The organism is Micromonospora okii (genome assembly GCF_020884795.1).
In the GTDB taxonomy this organism is placed as follows: Bacteria; Actinomycetota; Actinomycetes; order Mycobacteriales; family Micromonosporaceae; genus Micromonospora; species Micromonospora okii.
In genome coordinates, this window is record NZ_BBZF01000013.1 from 157,886 (window position 1) to 172,541 (window position 14,656).

At 73.1% G+C, this 14,656-nt stretch carries 15 protein-coding genes; 4 read left to right on the forward strand and 11 right to left on the reverse strand.

Going from position 1 to position 14,656, the window contains the following annotated elements:
- Positions 1-78: 78 nt before the first annotated feature.
- Positions 79-624 (reverse strand): carboxymuconolactone decarboxylase family protein, encoded by a 546-nt coding sequence (locus LPU43_RS03735; protein ID WP_229398793.1) that lies wholly within the window; start codon positions 622-624, stop codon positions 79-81.
- Positions 625-712: 88 nt separating this feature from the next.
- On the opposite strand from LPU43_RS03735, the gene LPU43_RS03740 reads away from it, so the two are divergent.
- Together LPU43_RS03740 and LPU43_RS03745 are read left to right on the forward strand one after the other, a co-directional pair.
- Positions 713-1,189 carry a MarR family winged helix-turn-helix transcriptional regulator gene (locus LPU43_RS03740; RefSeq protein ID WP_229398794.1) on the forward strand — a complete coding sequence of 159 codons (477 nt, stop codon included), beginning with the start codon at positions 713-715 and terminating at the stop codon, positions 1,187-1,189.
- Between the two features lie 125 nt (positions 1,190-1,314).
- Complete coding sequence (locus tag LPU43_RS03745; protein WP_229398795.1) at positions 1,315-1,518, forward strand: hypothetical protein; 204 nt, start codon at positions 1,315-1,317, stop codon at positions 1,516-1,518.
- 15 nt (positions 1,519-1,533) lie between these two features.
- Here the strand turns inward: LPU43_RS03745 and ccsB are convergent, their stop codons facing one another.
- Genes ccsB through hemL form a run of 6 tightly spaced genes read right to left on the reverse strand, consistent with a single transcriptional unit; the run spans position 1,534 to position 7,723 of the window.
- Entirely contained in the window at positions 1,534-2,508 is a 975-nt protein-coding gene (gene ccsB, locus LPU43_RS03750) for a c-type cytochrome biogenesis protein CcsB (protein WP_229398796.1), read from the reverse strand.
- Complete coding sequence (resB, locus tag LPU43_RS03755; RefSeq protein ID WP_229398797.1) at positions 2,508-4,232, reverse strand: cytochrome c biogenesis protein ResB; 1,725 nt, start codon at positions 4,230-4,232, stop codon at positions 2,508-2,510. Before resB ends, ccsB begins: the two co-directional genes overlap by 1 nt.
- Positions 4,232-5,134 carry a cytochrome c biogenesis CcdA family protein gene (locus tag LPU43_RS03760; RefSeq protein WP_229398798.1) on the reverse strand — a complete coding sequence of 301 codons (903 nt, stop codon included), beginning with the start codon at positions 5,132-5,134 and terminating at the stop codon, positions 4,232-4,234. Before LPU43_RS03760 ends, resB begins: the two co-directional genes overlap by 1 nt.
- On the reverse strand, positions 5,134-5,709 hold the full coding sequence (locus LPU43_RS03765) for a TlpA family protein disulfide reductase (RefSeq protein WP_229398799.1): 576 nt from the start codon (positions 5,707-5,709) through the stop codon (positions 5,134-5,136). The genes LPU43_RS03760 and LPU43_RS03765 overlap by 1 nt, the downstream gene beginning before the upstream one ends.
- Complete coding sequence (locus LPU43_RS03770; RefSeq protein ID WP_229398800.1) at positions 5,709-6,356, reverse strand: histidine phosphatase family protein; 648 nt, start codon at positions 6,354-6,356, stop codon at positions 5,709-5,711. The genes LPU43_RS03765 and LPU43_RS03770 overlap by 1 nt, the downstream gene beginning before the upstream one ends.
- A gap of 2 nt (positions 6,357-6,358) precedes the next feature.
- Entirely contained in the window at positions 6,359-7,723 is a 1,365-nt protein-coding gene (hemL, locus tag LPU43_RS03775; RefSeq protein ID WP_229398801.1) for a glutamate-1-semialdehyde 2,1-aminomutase, read from the reverse strand.
- Positions 7,724-8,012: 289 nt separating this feature from the next.
- Between hemL and LPU43_RS03780 the strand changes: the two genes are divergently transcribed.
- Positions 8,013-8,348, forward strand: coding sequence for an STAS domain-containing protein (locus LPU43_RS03780; RefSeq protein ID WP_229398802.1), 336 nt, complete (start codon positions 8,013-8,015; stop codon positions 8,346-8,348).
- Between the two features lie 128 nt (positions 8,349-8,476).
- On the opposite strand, the gene LPU43_RS03785 is transcribed toward LPU43_RS03780, so the two are convergent.
- On the reverse strand, positions 8,477-10,105 hold the full coding sequence (locus LPU43_RS03785; RefSeq protein ID WP_229398803.1) for an ABC transporter permease: 1,629 nt from the start codon (positions 10,103-10,105) through the stop codon (positions 8,477-8,479).
- The gene (locus LPU43_RS03790) at positions 10,102-11,010 is read right to left on the reverse strand and encodes an ABC transporter ATP-binding protein (protein WP_229398804.1); all 909 of its coding nucleotides are present in this window, start codon (positions 11,008-11,010) and stop codon (positions 10,102-10,104) included. The genes LPU43_RS03785 and LPU43_RS03790 overlap by 4 nt, the downstream gene beginning before the upstream one ends.
- Positions 11,011-11,106: 96 nt before the next feature.
- Between LPU43_RS03790 and LPU43_RS03795 the strand changes: the two genes are divergently transcribed.
- Positions 11,107-11,613 carry a GbsR/MarR family transcriptional regulator gene (locus tag LPU43_RS03795; RefSeq protein ID WP_229398805.1) on the forward strand — a complete coding sequence of 169 codons (507 nt, stop codon included), beginning with the start codon at positions 11,107-11,109 and terminating at the stop codon, positions 11,611-11,613.
- Positions 11,614-11,617: 4 nt separating this feature from the next.
- On the opposite strand, the gene LPU43_RS03800 is transcribed toward LPU43_RS03795, so the two are convergent.
- Both LPU43_RS03800 and LPU43_RS03805 read right to left on the reverse strand, forming a co-directional pair.
- Complete coding sequence (locus LPU43_RS03800; RefSeq protein ID WP_229398806.1) at positions 11,618-12,169, reverse strand: response regulator; 552 nt, start codon at positions 12,167-12,169, stop codon at positions 11,618-11,620.
- Positions 12,166-14,656: ATP-binding protein (locus LPU43_RS03805; protein ID WP_229398807.1), on the reverse strand; the 2,491-nt coding region annotated here is incomplete at its 5' end. The genes LPU43_RS03805 and LPU43_RS03800, both read right to left, overlap by 4 nt.

Consider the following 14,656-nt stretch of genomic DNA (forward strand, 5'->3'; position numbering starts at 1 on the left):
TCAAGGAGTTTGCGTCAGGGATCACCCGGGACCGTGACGGAAACTCCTTGATCACTCGCTGTGTGGGGCGGGGCAGGGTCACGCGGCGGCGGCGAGCCGGGGGTCGAGCGGGGCGTCGGTGAGGCGGTTGGCGAAGGTGGAGATGGTGTACGTGCCGACACCGAGGACCACGTCGAGGGCCTGTCGGGGCTCGTAACCGGCGTCGAGGAAGGCGCGCAGGTCGGCGTCCGGCACGGCACCCCGGTGATCGAGGACGGCCAGGGTGAACGACCGCAGCGCCTCCAGCCGCGCCTCGGGCAGCGGCGCGCCGGTGCGCAGCGCGGCGACGAGCGCCGGGTCGACGCCCTGCCCGGTCAGCGTGGCGGTGTGCATCGCCACGCAGACGTGGCACTCGTTGCGGGTGGCGACGGTCAGCACGACCACCTCCCGTTCCAGCGGGTCGAGGCTGCTCTGCTCGAAGATCCCGTTGACGGTGAGGAAGCCCTTCAGCAGGTGGGGCGACTCGGCCATCAGGGCGACCGGCGTCGGAAGGTAGCCGAACTTCCGCCGTACCCCCTCGATGGTCGGGCGGGCGGCGGCGGGCGCGGTGTCGGGGGTGTGGGCGGTGAAGACGCGCTGGGACACGGTGACCTGCTCTCGGAGGGGACAGGGGAACCGCCGTGACGTAAGATAGTCAACGTGGTTGTCCAAATCGTAAAGGTGGTTGTCGAACGTGGCAAGCGCTGATCCCGCCCGGCCCGGCTTCGCGCTGCCCCTGCTGCTGCTGGCCGGCTTCCGCACCCTCATCGACGACCTGCACGCGGAGCTGGCCCGGCAGGGGCACCCCGAGCTGCGCCCGCTGCACGGCTTCGTCCTCCAGGCCGTCGGCCCCGACGGCACCACCGCCACCGAGCTGGGGCAGCGGCTCGGCGTCTCCAAGCAGGCCGCCGGCAAGACGGTCGACCGGCTGGTCGCCCTCGGCTACCTGGAACGCGGCGACGACCCGCACGACGCCCGCCGCAAGCTGGTCCGGGCGACCGCACGGGGCCGCGACGGGCTGGCCCGCTCGGCGGTCGTCCTCGACGCGCTGCGCAACCGGTGGGCGACCACGCTCGGCGCGGAGCGGGTCACGGCGATGGAGGACGACCTCCTTGCCGTTGCCGCCACGGACATCTTCCGCCTCGACGTCCCGGGCTGGTTCGGCGGCTGACCCGCTCCCGGCTCAGTCGGAGTACAGGCGGGCGGTCCTATAACCACAGTTCCAAAAAATGTAGTTATTCGTCTCGGGCGGGAGAGGGGCAGCCGAAGAACCGCCCCCGGAGGGACGATGAAGGCATGAGTGACGCGTACGTCTCCGGAGACTCGGACGGCCTCTCGCCCCTGCTCGCCCGCATCCGCGACGCGGTGGCCCTGGAACTGCACGCCCAGTTGGCGATGCGCGCCGACCGGATCGAGCTGTCCGACGTGCCGGAGGTGGCCTACCAGGTCACCCGGCAGGTGGACCGGATCCTCACCGCGACGAAGGTCGCCCGGCGCTGACCGCCGCGCCGGTCGCTACATCCCGGCGTACGAGTGCAGGCCGGTGAAGAAGAAGTTCACGCCGAACAGGTTCATCAGCATGGTGAGGCAGCCGACGATGGCGATCCAGGTCGCCACGTTCCGCTTCACGCTCGGGGTGGCGCGGGCGTGCAGGTAGCCCGCGTACACCACCCAGGAGATGAACGCCCAGGTTTCCTTCGGGTCCCAGCCCCAGGGCCGACCCCACGCCGACTCCGCCCAGATCGCGCCGGCGATCACCGCGAAGGTGAAGATCGGGAACGAGAAGGCGTGCAGCACGAAGGTCAGCCGCTCCAGGCTGGCCGCCCCCGGCAGCCGCTGCGCCAGGGTGTACGGGAAGCTGCGCTTGCCCTGCTCGTACCCGTTGCGGATGAGGAACGCGATGGCCGGCACCGCCCCGAGCAGGAAGATCGCGGACGAGAAGCCGATCGTCGACACGTGCACGATGAACCAGGCCGACTTGAGCGCCGGCATGAGCGGCACGATCTCGACGTACAGCTTCAGCTCGGCGAACGCCAGCAGCAGCACCATGACCAGGGTGAGGAAGAGCCCGAGGCGGCGCAGCGAGGGGCGCTTCCAGAGCACGGCGAGCCACGCCACCGTGCAGATGAGCGAGATCGTCAGCACGAACTCGTACATGTTGCCCCAGGGCATCCGGTCGGCGGCGACGCCGCGGGTGACCGTGGCCGCGAGGTGCAGGGCGGCGGCGAGGGCGGTGAAGCCGACCGCGACGCGGCCCGCGAGCCGGGCCCGGTCTCCGGAGCGGCTCACCCGGGCCGGCGCGGCCGGGGTGGCGGGCGCGTCGACCGGGCCGCCGGAGCCGCCGACCCCCGCCCCGACCAGCTCGCGGGCGGGCGCGGCCGGGACGACGGCCCGGGCGTTGCCCAGGGCGTACTCGACCGCGTGGCAGATCATCGCGACCAGGTACGCCAGGATCGCGAACGTCACCAGTTGGTCGGAGAGTGCGGACATCACTCGGCTCCTTCTCGCGTCCCGGCCGGGCCGGTCTCCTCCGCGCGGCCCTCGCCGGCCCGCCCGGTCAGCTTCCCGGCGGCCGAAGCCCCGTCGGCCGGCCCCGCGTCACCCGGCACCCCGCCGCCGATCGCGGCGACGAGCTGTGCGAACTCGTCGGCGAAACCCGGATAGTCGGTGCGCGGCAGCCCACCGGCCTCCACCAAACTACTACCGGCCGTCGGAGTTCCACCGGCGGGGTCGCCGGCCGGCGTGATCCGGAACCAGACCCGGCGACGCCGGCCGAACAGCGCGCCCATCAGGCCGATCAGCAGCGCCCCCGAGCTGACCAGCATCAGGGTCGAGGAGGGGTCGTGCCGCACGGAAAGGGTGATGTACGGCTTCGTGCCCACGAACTCCAGCACGCTGCCGTCGTCCAGCGTCCACTTCTCGCCCACGGCCAGCTTCTTGTCGCCGATCTGCTGGAGCTTGCCGTTGCTGACCTGGCGCTGGTCGAGCTGGTACACCGAGCCGGGGATGCCCGCGTCCATGCCGAGGTTCCCCCGGTACGCCACCAGCACCACGGCCGGGTTGCGCTCGGTCGGGAACTCCGACCGGGTGAAGGGGGGCTGCTGCGGCGCGGTCGGCAGGTAGAGCCCCTCGAAGGCGACCTGGAGGTTCGCGTCGCGCTTACCGGTGGCCGGGTCGACGTTCACGTCGGGGAACGCGGCCACCCCCTCGCTGGTGAGGGTGGCGTCCCCACTGGTCAGGAAGGGGAAGTTGCTGGTCTGCGTCTTGCCGTACCGGTCGGTGTAGCGCAGGATCGGCGCGTACCCGTGGCCGAGCAGGTAGACGTTGGCGTCGCCGAGGCGCAGCGGCGAGTTGACCGAGAACGACTCGGTGCGGGCCGGCCGGCCGGCCTGCTCCACGTCGACCGTGGCGCGGTACAGCTCCGGCTGCCCCGAGTCCAGGAAGCGTGCGTCGAACCTGCTCAGGGTCAGGCAGAACGGCGGCAGGTCGGCGTTGTCCACCCGGGCGCCGACCTGGGCCTCGCTGTACTGCTGGCGGGTGTTGCAGAACGCGTTCTCCGCGCCGGCCACCAGGAGGCGGTTGCCCTGCCAGCCGTACCAGGAGCCGAGGGCCACCCCGAGCAGCACGGCGATCAGCGAGATGTGGAAGACCAGGTTGCCGGTCTCCTTGAGGTACCCCTTCTCGGCGGAGACCTCGTTGCCGCGGACCACCACCCGCCACCGCCGCCGGCGCAGCTCGGCGGCGACGGCCTCGGTATCGGTGGCCCCGGGGCCCGCGACGGCGACGCCGGTCAGCACGGCGTGCTGGGGCAGCCGGTCCAGGCGCTTCGGCGCGGCCGGCGGCTTCGTGCGCAGCGCGCGGACGTGGTCGCGCAGCCGGGGCACGATGCAGCCGATCAGCGAGGTGAAGAGCAGCAGGTAGATGGCCGAGAACCAGACGGAGCCGAACACCTCGAACGCGCCGATCCGGTCCAGGCGCGGGGCCAGGTCGGGGTGCTCGACGAAGTACTCGTTGACCTTCTCCGGGCTGACCCCGCGCTGCGGGAGCACCGAGCCGGGGATCGCCGCGACGGCGAGCAGGAAGAGCAGGATCAGCGCCGTGCGCATGCTGGTGAGCTGCCGCCACGAGTTGCGCAGCAGCGCCAGCAGCCGGTTCGGCCGCCGGCGGGGCGCCTCGGGAGCGGCCCGGCCTGGTCGGTCCGTCACGGTAGTCATCAGATGCTCACCTCGCCCACGCCGAACGTCGTCTGCAACCAGATCACGAAGTCGGTCCATCCGCCGGTGACCAGCGCCAGGCCGATCAGGACCAGCAGGACGCCGCCCACCCGGGTCACCCAGCGGCTGTTGCGCCGCACGGCGCGGAACACCCCGAGCATCCGGTGGAAGGCCAGCCCGAAGACGACGAACGGTACGCCCAACCCGAGGCAGTACGCCACGGCGAGCACCACCGCCCGGTCGAGCTGCCCGCCGGGGGTGGCCATGCCGAGCACCGCCGCGAGGGTGGGGCCGGTGCAGGGCATCCAGCTCAGGGCGAAGACCGCGCCGAAGACGGGGGCCCCGAGCAGGCCGGCGGCGGGCAGCCGCTGGATGCGGAACTCCCGTTGCAGGCCGGGGATCACCCCGACGTAGGCCAGCCCGAGCACCACGATCAGCGCCCCGGCGCCGATCTCCAGCTCCCGCTCGTACTGGATGAAGACCCGGCCCACGCTGGCGAAGAGGATCGCGGTGGCGGTGAAGACGGCGGTGAAACCGGCGATGAAGAGCAGCGTCCCGGCGAGCACCCGCCCCCGGACCGCCGCCGCGGTCCGGGCGCCCTCCCGGGTACGCCCCGCCGCCCGCTCCCGCACGCCCGCCCGTTGCCGCACGGCCACGCCGCCGTCGCCGGGCGCGCCGGACGTCGGGGCGTCAGGAGGGGGCCCCTGCTCTACCGCAGGCGTTGACGGGGGGCCCTTCCTTTCGAGGTCGGTGCCGGCGAGGCCGGTGACGTACGAGAGGTAGCCCGGGACCAGCGGGAGGATGCACGGGGAGAGGAAGCTGACCAGCCCGGCGAGCGCCGCCGCGCCCACGGCCAGCAGCAGTGGCCCGCCCTGGGCGAGGTCGTGGAAGGTGTCGCCCATCAGCGGGAACCGTTGGGGGCGGGTCGCTCGGCGGCGATCCGCTCGACGATCGGCCGCAGCCGGTCCTGGGTGACCGCCGACCGGATCACCACGGCGACCCGGCCGTCGCGGTCGAGGATGACGGTGGCCGGGATCGTGGTGGGCGAGATGTCGAAGGCGAGGGCGAGCCGGCTCGGCGGGTCGAAGAGGCTGGGGTAGGTGACCCGCCCCTCTTCGAAGGCGATGGCCTTGTCCCGGTTGTCCTGCACGTTGATGCCGAGGAAGGTGACCCCGGAGCCCTTCGTGGCCTGGTAGGTGGCCTCCAGGTCGTCGGCCTCCGCCCGGCAGGGCGGGCACCAGGAGCCCCAGAAGTTGACCACGACCACCTTGCCGCGATCGTTCGCGACGTCGTAGCTGCCCCCGGTGAGCAGCTCGCCGGAGACCTTGGGGGCGGCGGAGCGCTGGTCCGGGGCGCACTCGATGACGCCGTCGGTGGTCGCGCAGACCTGTTCCTGGCTGTCGGAGGAGCAGCCGGTCAGTGCGGCCGTGGTCACCACGGCCGCGAGGAGCCCCGCGATCCACCTACGGGCTGGCATCAGGCCCCCTTGGCCGTCCGAGCTGTCGGTGAGGTGGCGATCAGGTGGGCGGCCGGCTCGCTGTAGCCGATCCCGACCACCTTCGCGCCGTCGAAGTGGAACGAGGTGAGGCTGGCCAGGCCGCACTGCCGCCGGCGCGGGTCGTGCCAGAGCCGCTTGCGCTCGACGTACCGGCGCAGCGTCCAGATCGGGAGCTGGTGGGAGACGAGCACGGCCTCGCGCCCCTCGGCGGCGACCCGGGCCGCGTTCAGGGCGGCGAACATCCGCTCGGCGATGGCCACGTACGCCTCGCCCCAGGACGGGGTGACCGGGTCGCGCAGCACCCACCAGTTACGCGGGTCGCGGAAGGACCCGTCGCCCGGGGAGACCTTCTTGCCCTCGAACCAGTTGGCGCTCTCGATGAGCCGCTCGTCCACGCCGACGGGCAGGCCGAACTGCGCGGCGATCGGCTCGGCGGTCTGCTGGGCGCGTTCGAGGGGGCTGGCCACCACGTGCACCACGTCCCGCTCGGCGAGCCCCTGGGCCGCCGCCTTGGCCATCTGCACGCCCAGCTCGGAGAGGCGGAAGCCGGGCAGGCGGCCGTAGAGGATCTGGGTGGGGTTGTACACCTCGCCGTGCCGGAGCACGTGGACCACCGTCTTGCTCACCGCTACCCCCCGTGGCCCGCCGCTGTCGCCGCTGTCGCCGCGCTCGCCTCTGCCGCCGCGCTCGCCGCCGCAGGCAGGGCACCGGCGATCCGCTCCAACGCGGCGTCGTCGATCGCCGTCGAGACGAACCACGCCTCGAACGCGCTCGGCGGCAGGTAGACCCCGTCGGCGAGCATCGAGTGGAAGAACGCCTTGAACGCCGGCACGTCCTGGGTCCGCGCGCTGTCGTAGTCGGCCACGTCGGCGTCGGTGAAGAAGACCGAGAACATGTTGCCCGCGTACGACAGCCGGTGCGGGACCCCGGCGGCGGCCAGCGCGTCGGCGGCCAGCTTGCCCACGGTGGCGGCCGTGGCGTCGAGCGTGCGGTACAGCGCGTCGTCGGCCAGGCGCAGGGTGGCCAGGCCGGCGGCGCAGGCCAGGGGGTTACCGGAGAGCGTGCCGGCCTGGTAGACCGGGCCGGCCGGGGCGAGCCGCTCCATGATCTCCGCGCGCCCGCCGAAGGCCGCCGCCGGCAGCCCACCCCCCATGACCTTCCCGTACGTCCACAGGTCGGCGTCGGAGGGGTCGAGGCCGTGCCACCCGGAGCGGGAGACCCGGAACCCGGTCATCACCTCGTCGACGATCAGCAGCGCCCCGTGCGCGTGGGCGATCCGGGCGAGCTGCTGGTTGAAGCCGTCGCGGGGGGCCACCACGCCCATGTTGCCGGCCGCCGCCTCGGTGATGATCGCGGCGACGTGCGGCCCCTCGGCGGCGAACGCGGCCTCCACGGCGGCGACGTCGTTGTACGGCAGCACGATCGTGTCGCCGGCCGCCGCGCCGGTCACGCCCGGCGAGTCGGGCAGGCCCAGGGTGGCCACGCCGGAGCCGGCGGCGGCGAGCAGCCCGTCGGAGTGCCCGTGGTAGCAGCCGGAGAACTTAATGATCTTGGTGCGGCCGGTGAACCCCCGGGCCAGCCGGATCGCCGACATGGTGGCCTCGGTGCCGGAGTTGACCAGCCGGACCTGCTCGACCGGCGTACGGTCGACGATCTCGGCGGCCAGCTCCACCTCGCCCGGCGTCGGCGCGCCGAAGCTGGTGCCCCGGCCGGCGGCGGACCGGACGGCCTCAACCACCTCCGGGTGGGCGTGCCCGAGGATCAGCGGGCCCCAGGAGGAGACGAGATCGACGTAGCGCCGGTCGTCCGCGTCGTAGAGCCAGGGCCCCTCCCCCCGGACCATGAAGCGCGGGGTGCCGCCGACGGCACGGAACGCGCGCACGGGTGAGTTCACCCCGCCCGGCACGAGGGCGCGGGCGCGGGCGAACAGGGCCTCGGAGGCCGGCGCGTCGGCCGGGTAACGGCCGGTTCCGGCGGAAAAGTCAGCGGTCACGATGTTGCTATTGTGTCAGCGCCGGACGGAGAGGCGGCAGCCACCCCGGTTCCGGGTTACCGGGCTCACGCGCGGGGCCGCCCGCGCCCGCCCCTCGACGGGCTGGGCGCTCGCGGTCGGTCGGGCGGCGAGGCCCGCCTCGGCGGGCCGGTGCCCATGTTCGCCACACCGCCTCGACGGGCCGGGCAGCCCATACCCGCGCCTCAGCGGGCGGAGCCGCCTCAGCGGGCGGAGCAGGCCAAACCCGCCTCAGCGGGCCGGGGTGCCCGGATCGCGCTAGGCTGGCCGAGTGGATCGTGCCGAACTGTCCATCACGCTACACCGTACGGGGGACGAAGCCGTGCTTCGCCTCGTCGGTGAGATCGACATGCTCACGGCAGCCCAGCTCTCGACCGTCGTCAACGAGGTGCTCGCCGATCCCCCGCCCCGGGTCGTCCTCGACCTGGGCGGCGTGACCTTCTGCGACTCGCAGGGGCTCGGCACCCTGGTCGTGCTCAGCCGCAAGGCCAGCCACGCGCAGAGCCTGCTCGTCCTCACGAACGTGGGCGACTTCCTGCTCCGCGTCCTGGACATCACGGGCCTCCGCTCGGCCCTGATGATCCGCAACACGGCCCCCACCGACTGACCACCCCGCCCCCACCCAGTCCGGCCCGCCCGGGCCCGCCCCGCTGATCATGGGGTTGGCGGCGATCTGCGTCCGAATTGTCGGGGCCAACCCCATGATCAACGGGTGAAGGGTCGATGGAGGAAGGGTCAGGGGGTGGGGAGGTCGCGGCGGCGGAAGGTGGCCAGGCCCAGGGCCAGGAGGGCGGCGGAGGTCGCCGTCAGGGCCAGCAGCGGGAGGGGGTCGACCGTCGCGCCCAGGAGCTGCGGGGTGTGGGTGAACGGGGAGAGGTCCAGCAGCCACTGGCTCAGCTCCAGCACCGAGCCGAGCTGACCGAGAAGCAGGCAGGCGGCGAGCGCGGCCCAGGCCCCGCCCACGCTGAGCCGGGGCAGCAGGCCGAACAGCAGCACCGTCAGGCCGACCAGCACCCAGACCGCCGGCACGTGGGCCAGCGCCGCCCCGGTCAGCCGCGGCGCCCGACCGGCGACGTCGGAGACGCTGAGGCCGTACGAGAGCCCGGTCGCCGCGCCGGTCACGGCGAGCATGACCGCCGGGCCGAGCAGGGCGAAGACCAGGTGGCTGAGCAGCCAGCGGGACCGGCCGACCCCGGTGGCGAGCACGGGCTCGGCCCGCTGGGCGGTCTCCTCGGCCCGCATCCGCAGCGCGGCCTGGATGCCGCAGCCGGCGGCGGCGAGCGCGACGATGCTCAGGGCCGCCCCCAGGTACGCCTCGGCGAGCGCCGACGAGCCGCCGAGGCGCTCGATCACCCGCGCGAGGGTCTCGTTGCCGTGCACCGCGTTCCCGGCCGCGTCGGCGGCGCCCCCCAGCACCGCGCCGAGTGCCGCCGCGCACACGGTCCAGCCGAGCAGCGACCCCCGGTGCAGCCGCCAGGCCAGCCCCCACGGCCCGGCGAGGGCGGGGCCGGCGGTGGGCGGGCCGAGCCGCTGCGGCAGCACGCCGGCCCCGAGGTCCCGGCGCACCGAGAGCCGGAATGCCGCCGCGCCGACCAGCGCCGCCAGCCCGGCCAGCAGCGCCAGCGGCCACCAGCGCTCCCCGGCGTACGGGTGGGTGCGCTGGGCCCAGCCCAGCGGGGAGAGCCGGCTGAGCCATTCCCGGTCGCCGGCGTCCCCGGCGAGCCGGAGCAGGTACGCCGCGCCGAGCATGCTGAGGCCGAGGCCCCGCGCGCCGGCCGCGCTCTCGGTGAGCTGCGCGGCGAGCGCGCCGACCGCGGCGAAGACGATCCCGGCGAGGGCGACCGACAGCCCGAAGGCCAGGGAGCCCGCCGCCGGCTGGTCGGCGGCGACCAGCCCGCCGGTCACCAGCAGCCCGAGCAGCAGGTCTGCGGCGCACGTGACCAGCAGCGCGGCGGCGAGCCCGGCGTACCGGCCGAGGACCGTGGCGCCGAGCAGCTCCCGCCGGCCCGCCTCCTCCTCGGTGCGGGTGTGCCGGACGACGACGAGCAGGCTGATCAGGCCGACGATCAGGTGCAGCAGCCCGGCCCGCTGGGCGGTGAGCGCGCCGACGCTGTCGCCGTGAAGGGGGCCGAGCAGCGCCACGATCGACGGGTTGCCGGCGGTGGTGAGGGCGTACTCGGCACGCTGGGCGGCGGTCGGGTACAGCTCGGCGTACGTGGCGGCGTAGAAGGCGGGCAGGACGGCGATCAGCAGGACCCAGATCGGCAGCAGGACGCGGTCGCGGCGCAGGACGAGCCGGGCCAGGTGCAGGGTGCCGGTGAGCGGCCCGCCCCGGCGGTTCGGCCCGCCGGCCGGCCCGGTCATCGGGTCGCCCCGGCGGGGGCCGCCGCCGACTCGTAGTGCCGCCGGAACAGCTCCTCCAGCGTCGGCGGGCGGCTGACCAGGCTCCGTACGCCGATCTCGGTGAGCCGGCCCAGCGCGGCGTCGAGGACCGGGGTGTCCACGTCGAAGCGGACCCGGTCGCCGTCGATCCGCAGGTTGTGCACGCCGGGCAGCTCGGCCAGCCCGTGCGGCGGCCCGGCCAGCTCCGCGTCGACGGAGGTGCGCTGGAGGTGGCGCAGCTCGGCGAGGGTGCCGGTCTCCACGGCGCGGCCGTTGCGGATGATCGTCACCCGGTCGCAGAGCGCCTCGACCTCGCCGAGGATGTGGCTGGAGAGCAGCACCGTGCGGCCCTCGGCGCGGGCCCGGCCGACCCAGTGCTGGAAGACCCCCTCCATCAGCGGGTCGAGCCCGGAGGTGGGCTCGTCGAGGATCAGCAGCTCGACGTCGGCGGCCAGGGCGGCCACGAGGCCGACCTTCTGCCGGTTGCCCTTCGAGTACGCCCGGCCCTTCTTGCGCGGGTCCAGCTCGAACGCCGTCAGCAGCTCGTCGCGCCGCCGCTGGTCGATGCCGCCGCGCAGCCGGCCGAGCAGGTCGATCACCTCGCCCCCGGTCAGGTTGGGCCAGAGCGTCACGTCGCCGGGGACGTAGGCCAGGCGACGGTGCAGGGCCACGGCGTCGCGCCAGGGGTCGCCGCCGAGCAGCCGGGCGGCCCCCGCGTCCGCCCGGAGCAGGCCGAGCAGCACCCGGATGGCGGTGGACTTGCCGGCGCCGTTGGGGCCCAGGAAGCCGTGCACCTCACCGGCGCGGACGGTCAGCTCCAGCCCGTCGAGCGCCCGGGTCCGACCGAAGGTCTTGACGAGGCCGGTCACCTCTATCGCAGTATCCATACATCAGAAGCTACAGTTGCTTCACAAAGTTGTGAAGACTCTAGAGGCTGAGGCAGGATCGGATACGCGACGAGAGCACGCCGAGGAGAATCCCGAATGACCGCCGACCCGCCCGGCCGCGACGAGGAGAGGGTCCACCTCTTCGTCGAGCGGATGGCCATGGCCTTCGCCGAGGTCGGCTTCCCCCGGATGGCCGCCCGGGTGCTGTTCGCCGTCATGAGCGCCGACGACCCACTGACCGCCGCCGAGATCGGCGAGCGGCTCGGGGTCAGCGCGGCGGCCGTCTCCGGCGCGGTCCGCTACCTCATCCAGCTCGGGGTGCTGGTCCGCGAGCCGGTGAAGGGCTCCCGCCGGGACCGCTACCGGCTGCCGGAGAACCCCTGGTACGAGGGGGCGCTCACGAAGAGCGGCCTCTACAAGAACTTCATCGACATCGCGGACGGCGGGGTCGACGCCCTCGCCGGCCGGAGCAGCCCGGCCGGCGAGCGGATCGCCGAGATGCGCGACTTCTTCGTCTTCGTGCAGGAGGAGATCGCCTCGCTCGGCGAGCGCTGGCGGGTCCGCCGCGCCGCCCACGGCCACGGCGACCCCCCGCCCGCCTGAGGGCCTACAGGTTGCCCCAGCGGGCCTGCTCGAGAAGCTCCACGGCCCGGTCCCGGGCGTCCGGCGCGTCGGTGCGCAGCAGCGCGGTGGCCTCGTCGACCGCGTCGGTGAGCCCCCGCCACTGCGCCTCGCGCTCGCGCACCACGTCGGACTGGGCGGCGAGCTGCCGGGTCTTCACCCACAGCTCGACGAAGACCGACACCTTGGCCCGCAGCACCCACGGGTCGAAGGGCTTGGTGAGGTAGTCGACCGCGCCGACCGCGTAGCCCCGCAGGGCGAGCTGGGCGTCCTTGTCGGCGGCGGTGAGGAAGATGATCGGCACGTGGCGGGTGCGCTCCCGCCGCTTGATGTGGCTGGCCGTCTCGAAGCCGTCCATGTCGGGCATCTGCGCGTCCAGCAGGATAACCGCGAAGTCGTCCACCAGCAGCTGCTTGAGCGCCGCCTCGCCGCTCTCCACCGCGACCGACTGCACCGGCAGCCCCTGGAGGATCGCCTCCAGGGCCATCAGATTCTCCCGCCGGTCGTCGACCAGCAGCGCCTTGGCCGTCTGGGTCACGAAATCTCCTCGCCTCGGGTGCCGCTCACCCAGGAGGCCATCAGCTCGATGAGCTCGTCCAGGTCGACCGGTTTGGTGATGTAGTCGCTGCCTCCCGCCGCGAGCGCGGACTCGCGGTCGCCCGGCATCGCCTTCGCGGTCAGGAAGACGATCGGGAGGTCGGCGAAACGGTGGTTGCGGCGGATCTGCCGGGTCGTCTCGTATCCGTCCTGGTCGGGCATCATCGCATCCATCAGCACGATGTCCACCTCCGGATGCTCGGCCAGCAGGCGGACCCCGTCCGCCCCGTTGTCCGAGTACAGCACGGTCATCCCGTGCAGCTCCAACGCGCTGGTCAGAGCGAAGACGTTCCGCACGTCGTCGTCGATGATCAGCACGGTGACGCCCTCCAGCCGCCGGGTAACCGGCGTCTCGGGCCGCTCCGGCAGCGCCGGCGGGGGCATCAGCAGCGACGACGGCAGGCCCGCGCGGGCCGGCGACGGCGGCGCCGGGGCGACCACCGCGTCGGGCGCCAGCACGTCCGGTACGTGGAGGGTGAAGGTCGAGCCCTCCCCCGACGTGGAGCTGACCGTGATCGAGCCGCCGAGCAGGCGGGCCAGGTCCCGGCTGATCGACAGCCCCAGCCCCGTGCCGCCGTAGCGCCGACTGGTCGTGCCGTCGGCCTGCTGGAACGCCTCGAAGATCAGCGACAGCTTGTCGTCCGAGATGCCGATGCCGGTGTCGACCACCGTGAAGGCGATCACCTGGCGGGCGTTGGTCAGCGCCGGCACGTCGTACACCGCGTTCTCGGGGGCCGGGGCGATCCGCAGCGTCACCGCGCCGGCGTCGGTGAACTTCATCGCGTTGGAGAGCAGGTTGCGCAGGATCTGCTGCAACCGCTGGGCGTCGGTGACCAGCGACGGGGGCAGCTCCTCGGCCACCTGCACCTCGAAGCCGAGGCCCTTCTCCTCGGCCTGCGGGGCGAACGCCTGCTCGACGAAGCACCGGATGTCGGTGAACTGGACCTCGGTCGGCTCGACGTCCATCCGGCCCGCCTCGATCTTCGACAGGTCGAGGATGTCGTCGATGAGGCGCAGCAGGTCCGAGCCGGAGCCGTGGATGGTCCGGGCGAACTCGATCTGCTTCGGGGTGAGGTTCTGCTCCGAGTTCTCCACGAGCAGCCGGGCGAGCAGCAGCAGCGAGTTCAGCGGCGTACGCAGCTCGTGGCTCATGTTGGCGAGGAACTCCGACTTGTACGCCGAGGCCCGGGTGAGCTGCTGCGCCTTGTCCTCCAGGCCGAGCCGGGCCAGCTCGATCTCCCGGTTCTGGGTCTCGATGTTGGCCTTCTGCTCGGAGAGCAACTGGGCCTTGTCCTCCAGCTCGGCGTTGGTGCGCTGCAACTCGGCCGACTGCTCCTGGAGCTCGTGGGCCAGCCGCTGGGACTGGGCCAGCAGCTCCTCCGTGCGCCGGTTGGCCTGGATGGTGTTGACCGCCACGCCGATGGTCAGCACCAGCCGGTCCAGGAACGTCAGGTGCAGTGTGGAGAACGCGGCCACGCCGGCGAACTCGATCACGCCGAGCAGCTCGCCCTCGAACACGATGGGGAGCACCACCAGGTCGGCCGGCGGGGTGGCCGCCAGCCCGGAGCGGACCGTGAGCCGGCCGTCCGGGGAGGCGCTCACCCGGATCGTGCGGCGGGACAGGGCCGCCTGCCCGACCAGCCCCTCGCCGGGCCCGAAGGTCACCTCGTGGCCCCGCGCCACGTAGCCGTACGAGGCGGTCAGCCGCAGCCGCATGCTGCCGTCGGAGGTGTCCGTCAGGAAGAACGCGCCGATCTGCGCGTCGACCAGCGGGGTCACCTCCATCATGATCATCCGGCAGACCTCGCCGAGGTCCCGCTGGCCCTGAAGGAGGCCGCCGATCCGGGCGAGGTTCGAGTCCAGCCAGCCCTGCTCGGCGTTCGTCTTGGTCGTCTCCCGCAGGGTGACGATCATCTGGTTGATGTTGTCCTTCAGCTCGGCGACCTCGCCCTGCGCGTCGACGGCGATCCGCTGGGTCAGGTCGCCCCGGGTCACCGAGGTCGACACCTGCGCGATGGCCCGGAGCTGGGTGGTGAGCGTCGAGGCGAGCTGGTTGACGTTCTCCGTGAGGTCCCGCCAGGTGCCCGAGACGCCCTTGACCTGCGCCTGGCCGCCGAGCTTGCCCTCGGTCCCCACCTCGCGGGCCACCCGGGTCACCTCGTCGGCGAACGAGCTGAGCTGGTCGACCATCGTGTTGACCGTCGACTTCAGCTCCAGGATCTCGCCCTGCGCGTCAACGGTGATCTTCTGGCTCAGGTCGCCCTTCGCCACCGCCGTGGTGACCGAGGCGATGTTGCGCACCTGCGAGGTCAGGTTCGACGCCATCGAGTTCACGTTGTCCGTCAGGTCCCGCCACGTACCCGAGACGCCCTTGACCTGCGCCTGGCCACCCAGCTTGCCCTCCGTGCCCACCTCGCGGGCCACCCGG

Bases quoted from the DNA above. Each gene is read 5' to 3' on its own strand.
- LPU43_RS03745 (WP_229398795.1), top strand. From the start codon at position 1,315: ATGAGTGACGCGTACGTCTCCGGAGACTCGGACGGCCTCTCGCCCCTG.
- ccsB (WP_229398796.1), bottom strand. From the start codon at position 2,508: ATGTCCGCACTCTCCGACCAACTGGTGACGTTCGCGATCCTGGCGTAC.
- resB (WP_229398797.1), bottom strand. From the start codon at position 4,232: ATGACTACCGTGACGGACCGACCAGGCCGGGCCGCTCCCGAGGCGCCC.
- LPU43_RS03760 (WP_229398798.1), bottom strand. From the start codon at position 5,134: ATGGGCGACACCTTCCACGACCTCGCCCAGGGCGGGCCACTGCTGCTG.
- LPU43_RS03765 (WP_229398799.1), bottom strand. From the start codon at position 5,709: ATGCCAGCCCGTAGGTGGATCGCGGGGCTCCTCGCGGCCGTGGTGACC.
- LPU43_RS03785 (WP_229398803.1), bottom strand. From the start codon at position 10,105: ATGACCGGGCCGGCCGGCGGGCCGAACCGCCGGGGCGGGCCGCTCACC.
- LPU43_RS03790 (WP_229398804.1), bottom strand. From the start codon at position 11,010: ATGGATACTGCGATAGAGGTGACCGGCCTCGTCAAGACCTTCGGTCGG.
- LPU43_RS03795 (WP_229398805.1), top strand. From the start codon at position 11,107: ATGACCGCCGACCCGCCCGGCCGCGACGAGGAGAGGGTCCACCTCTTC.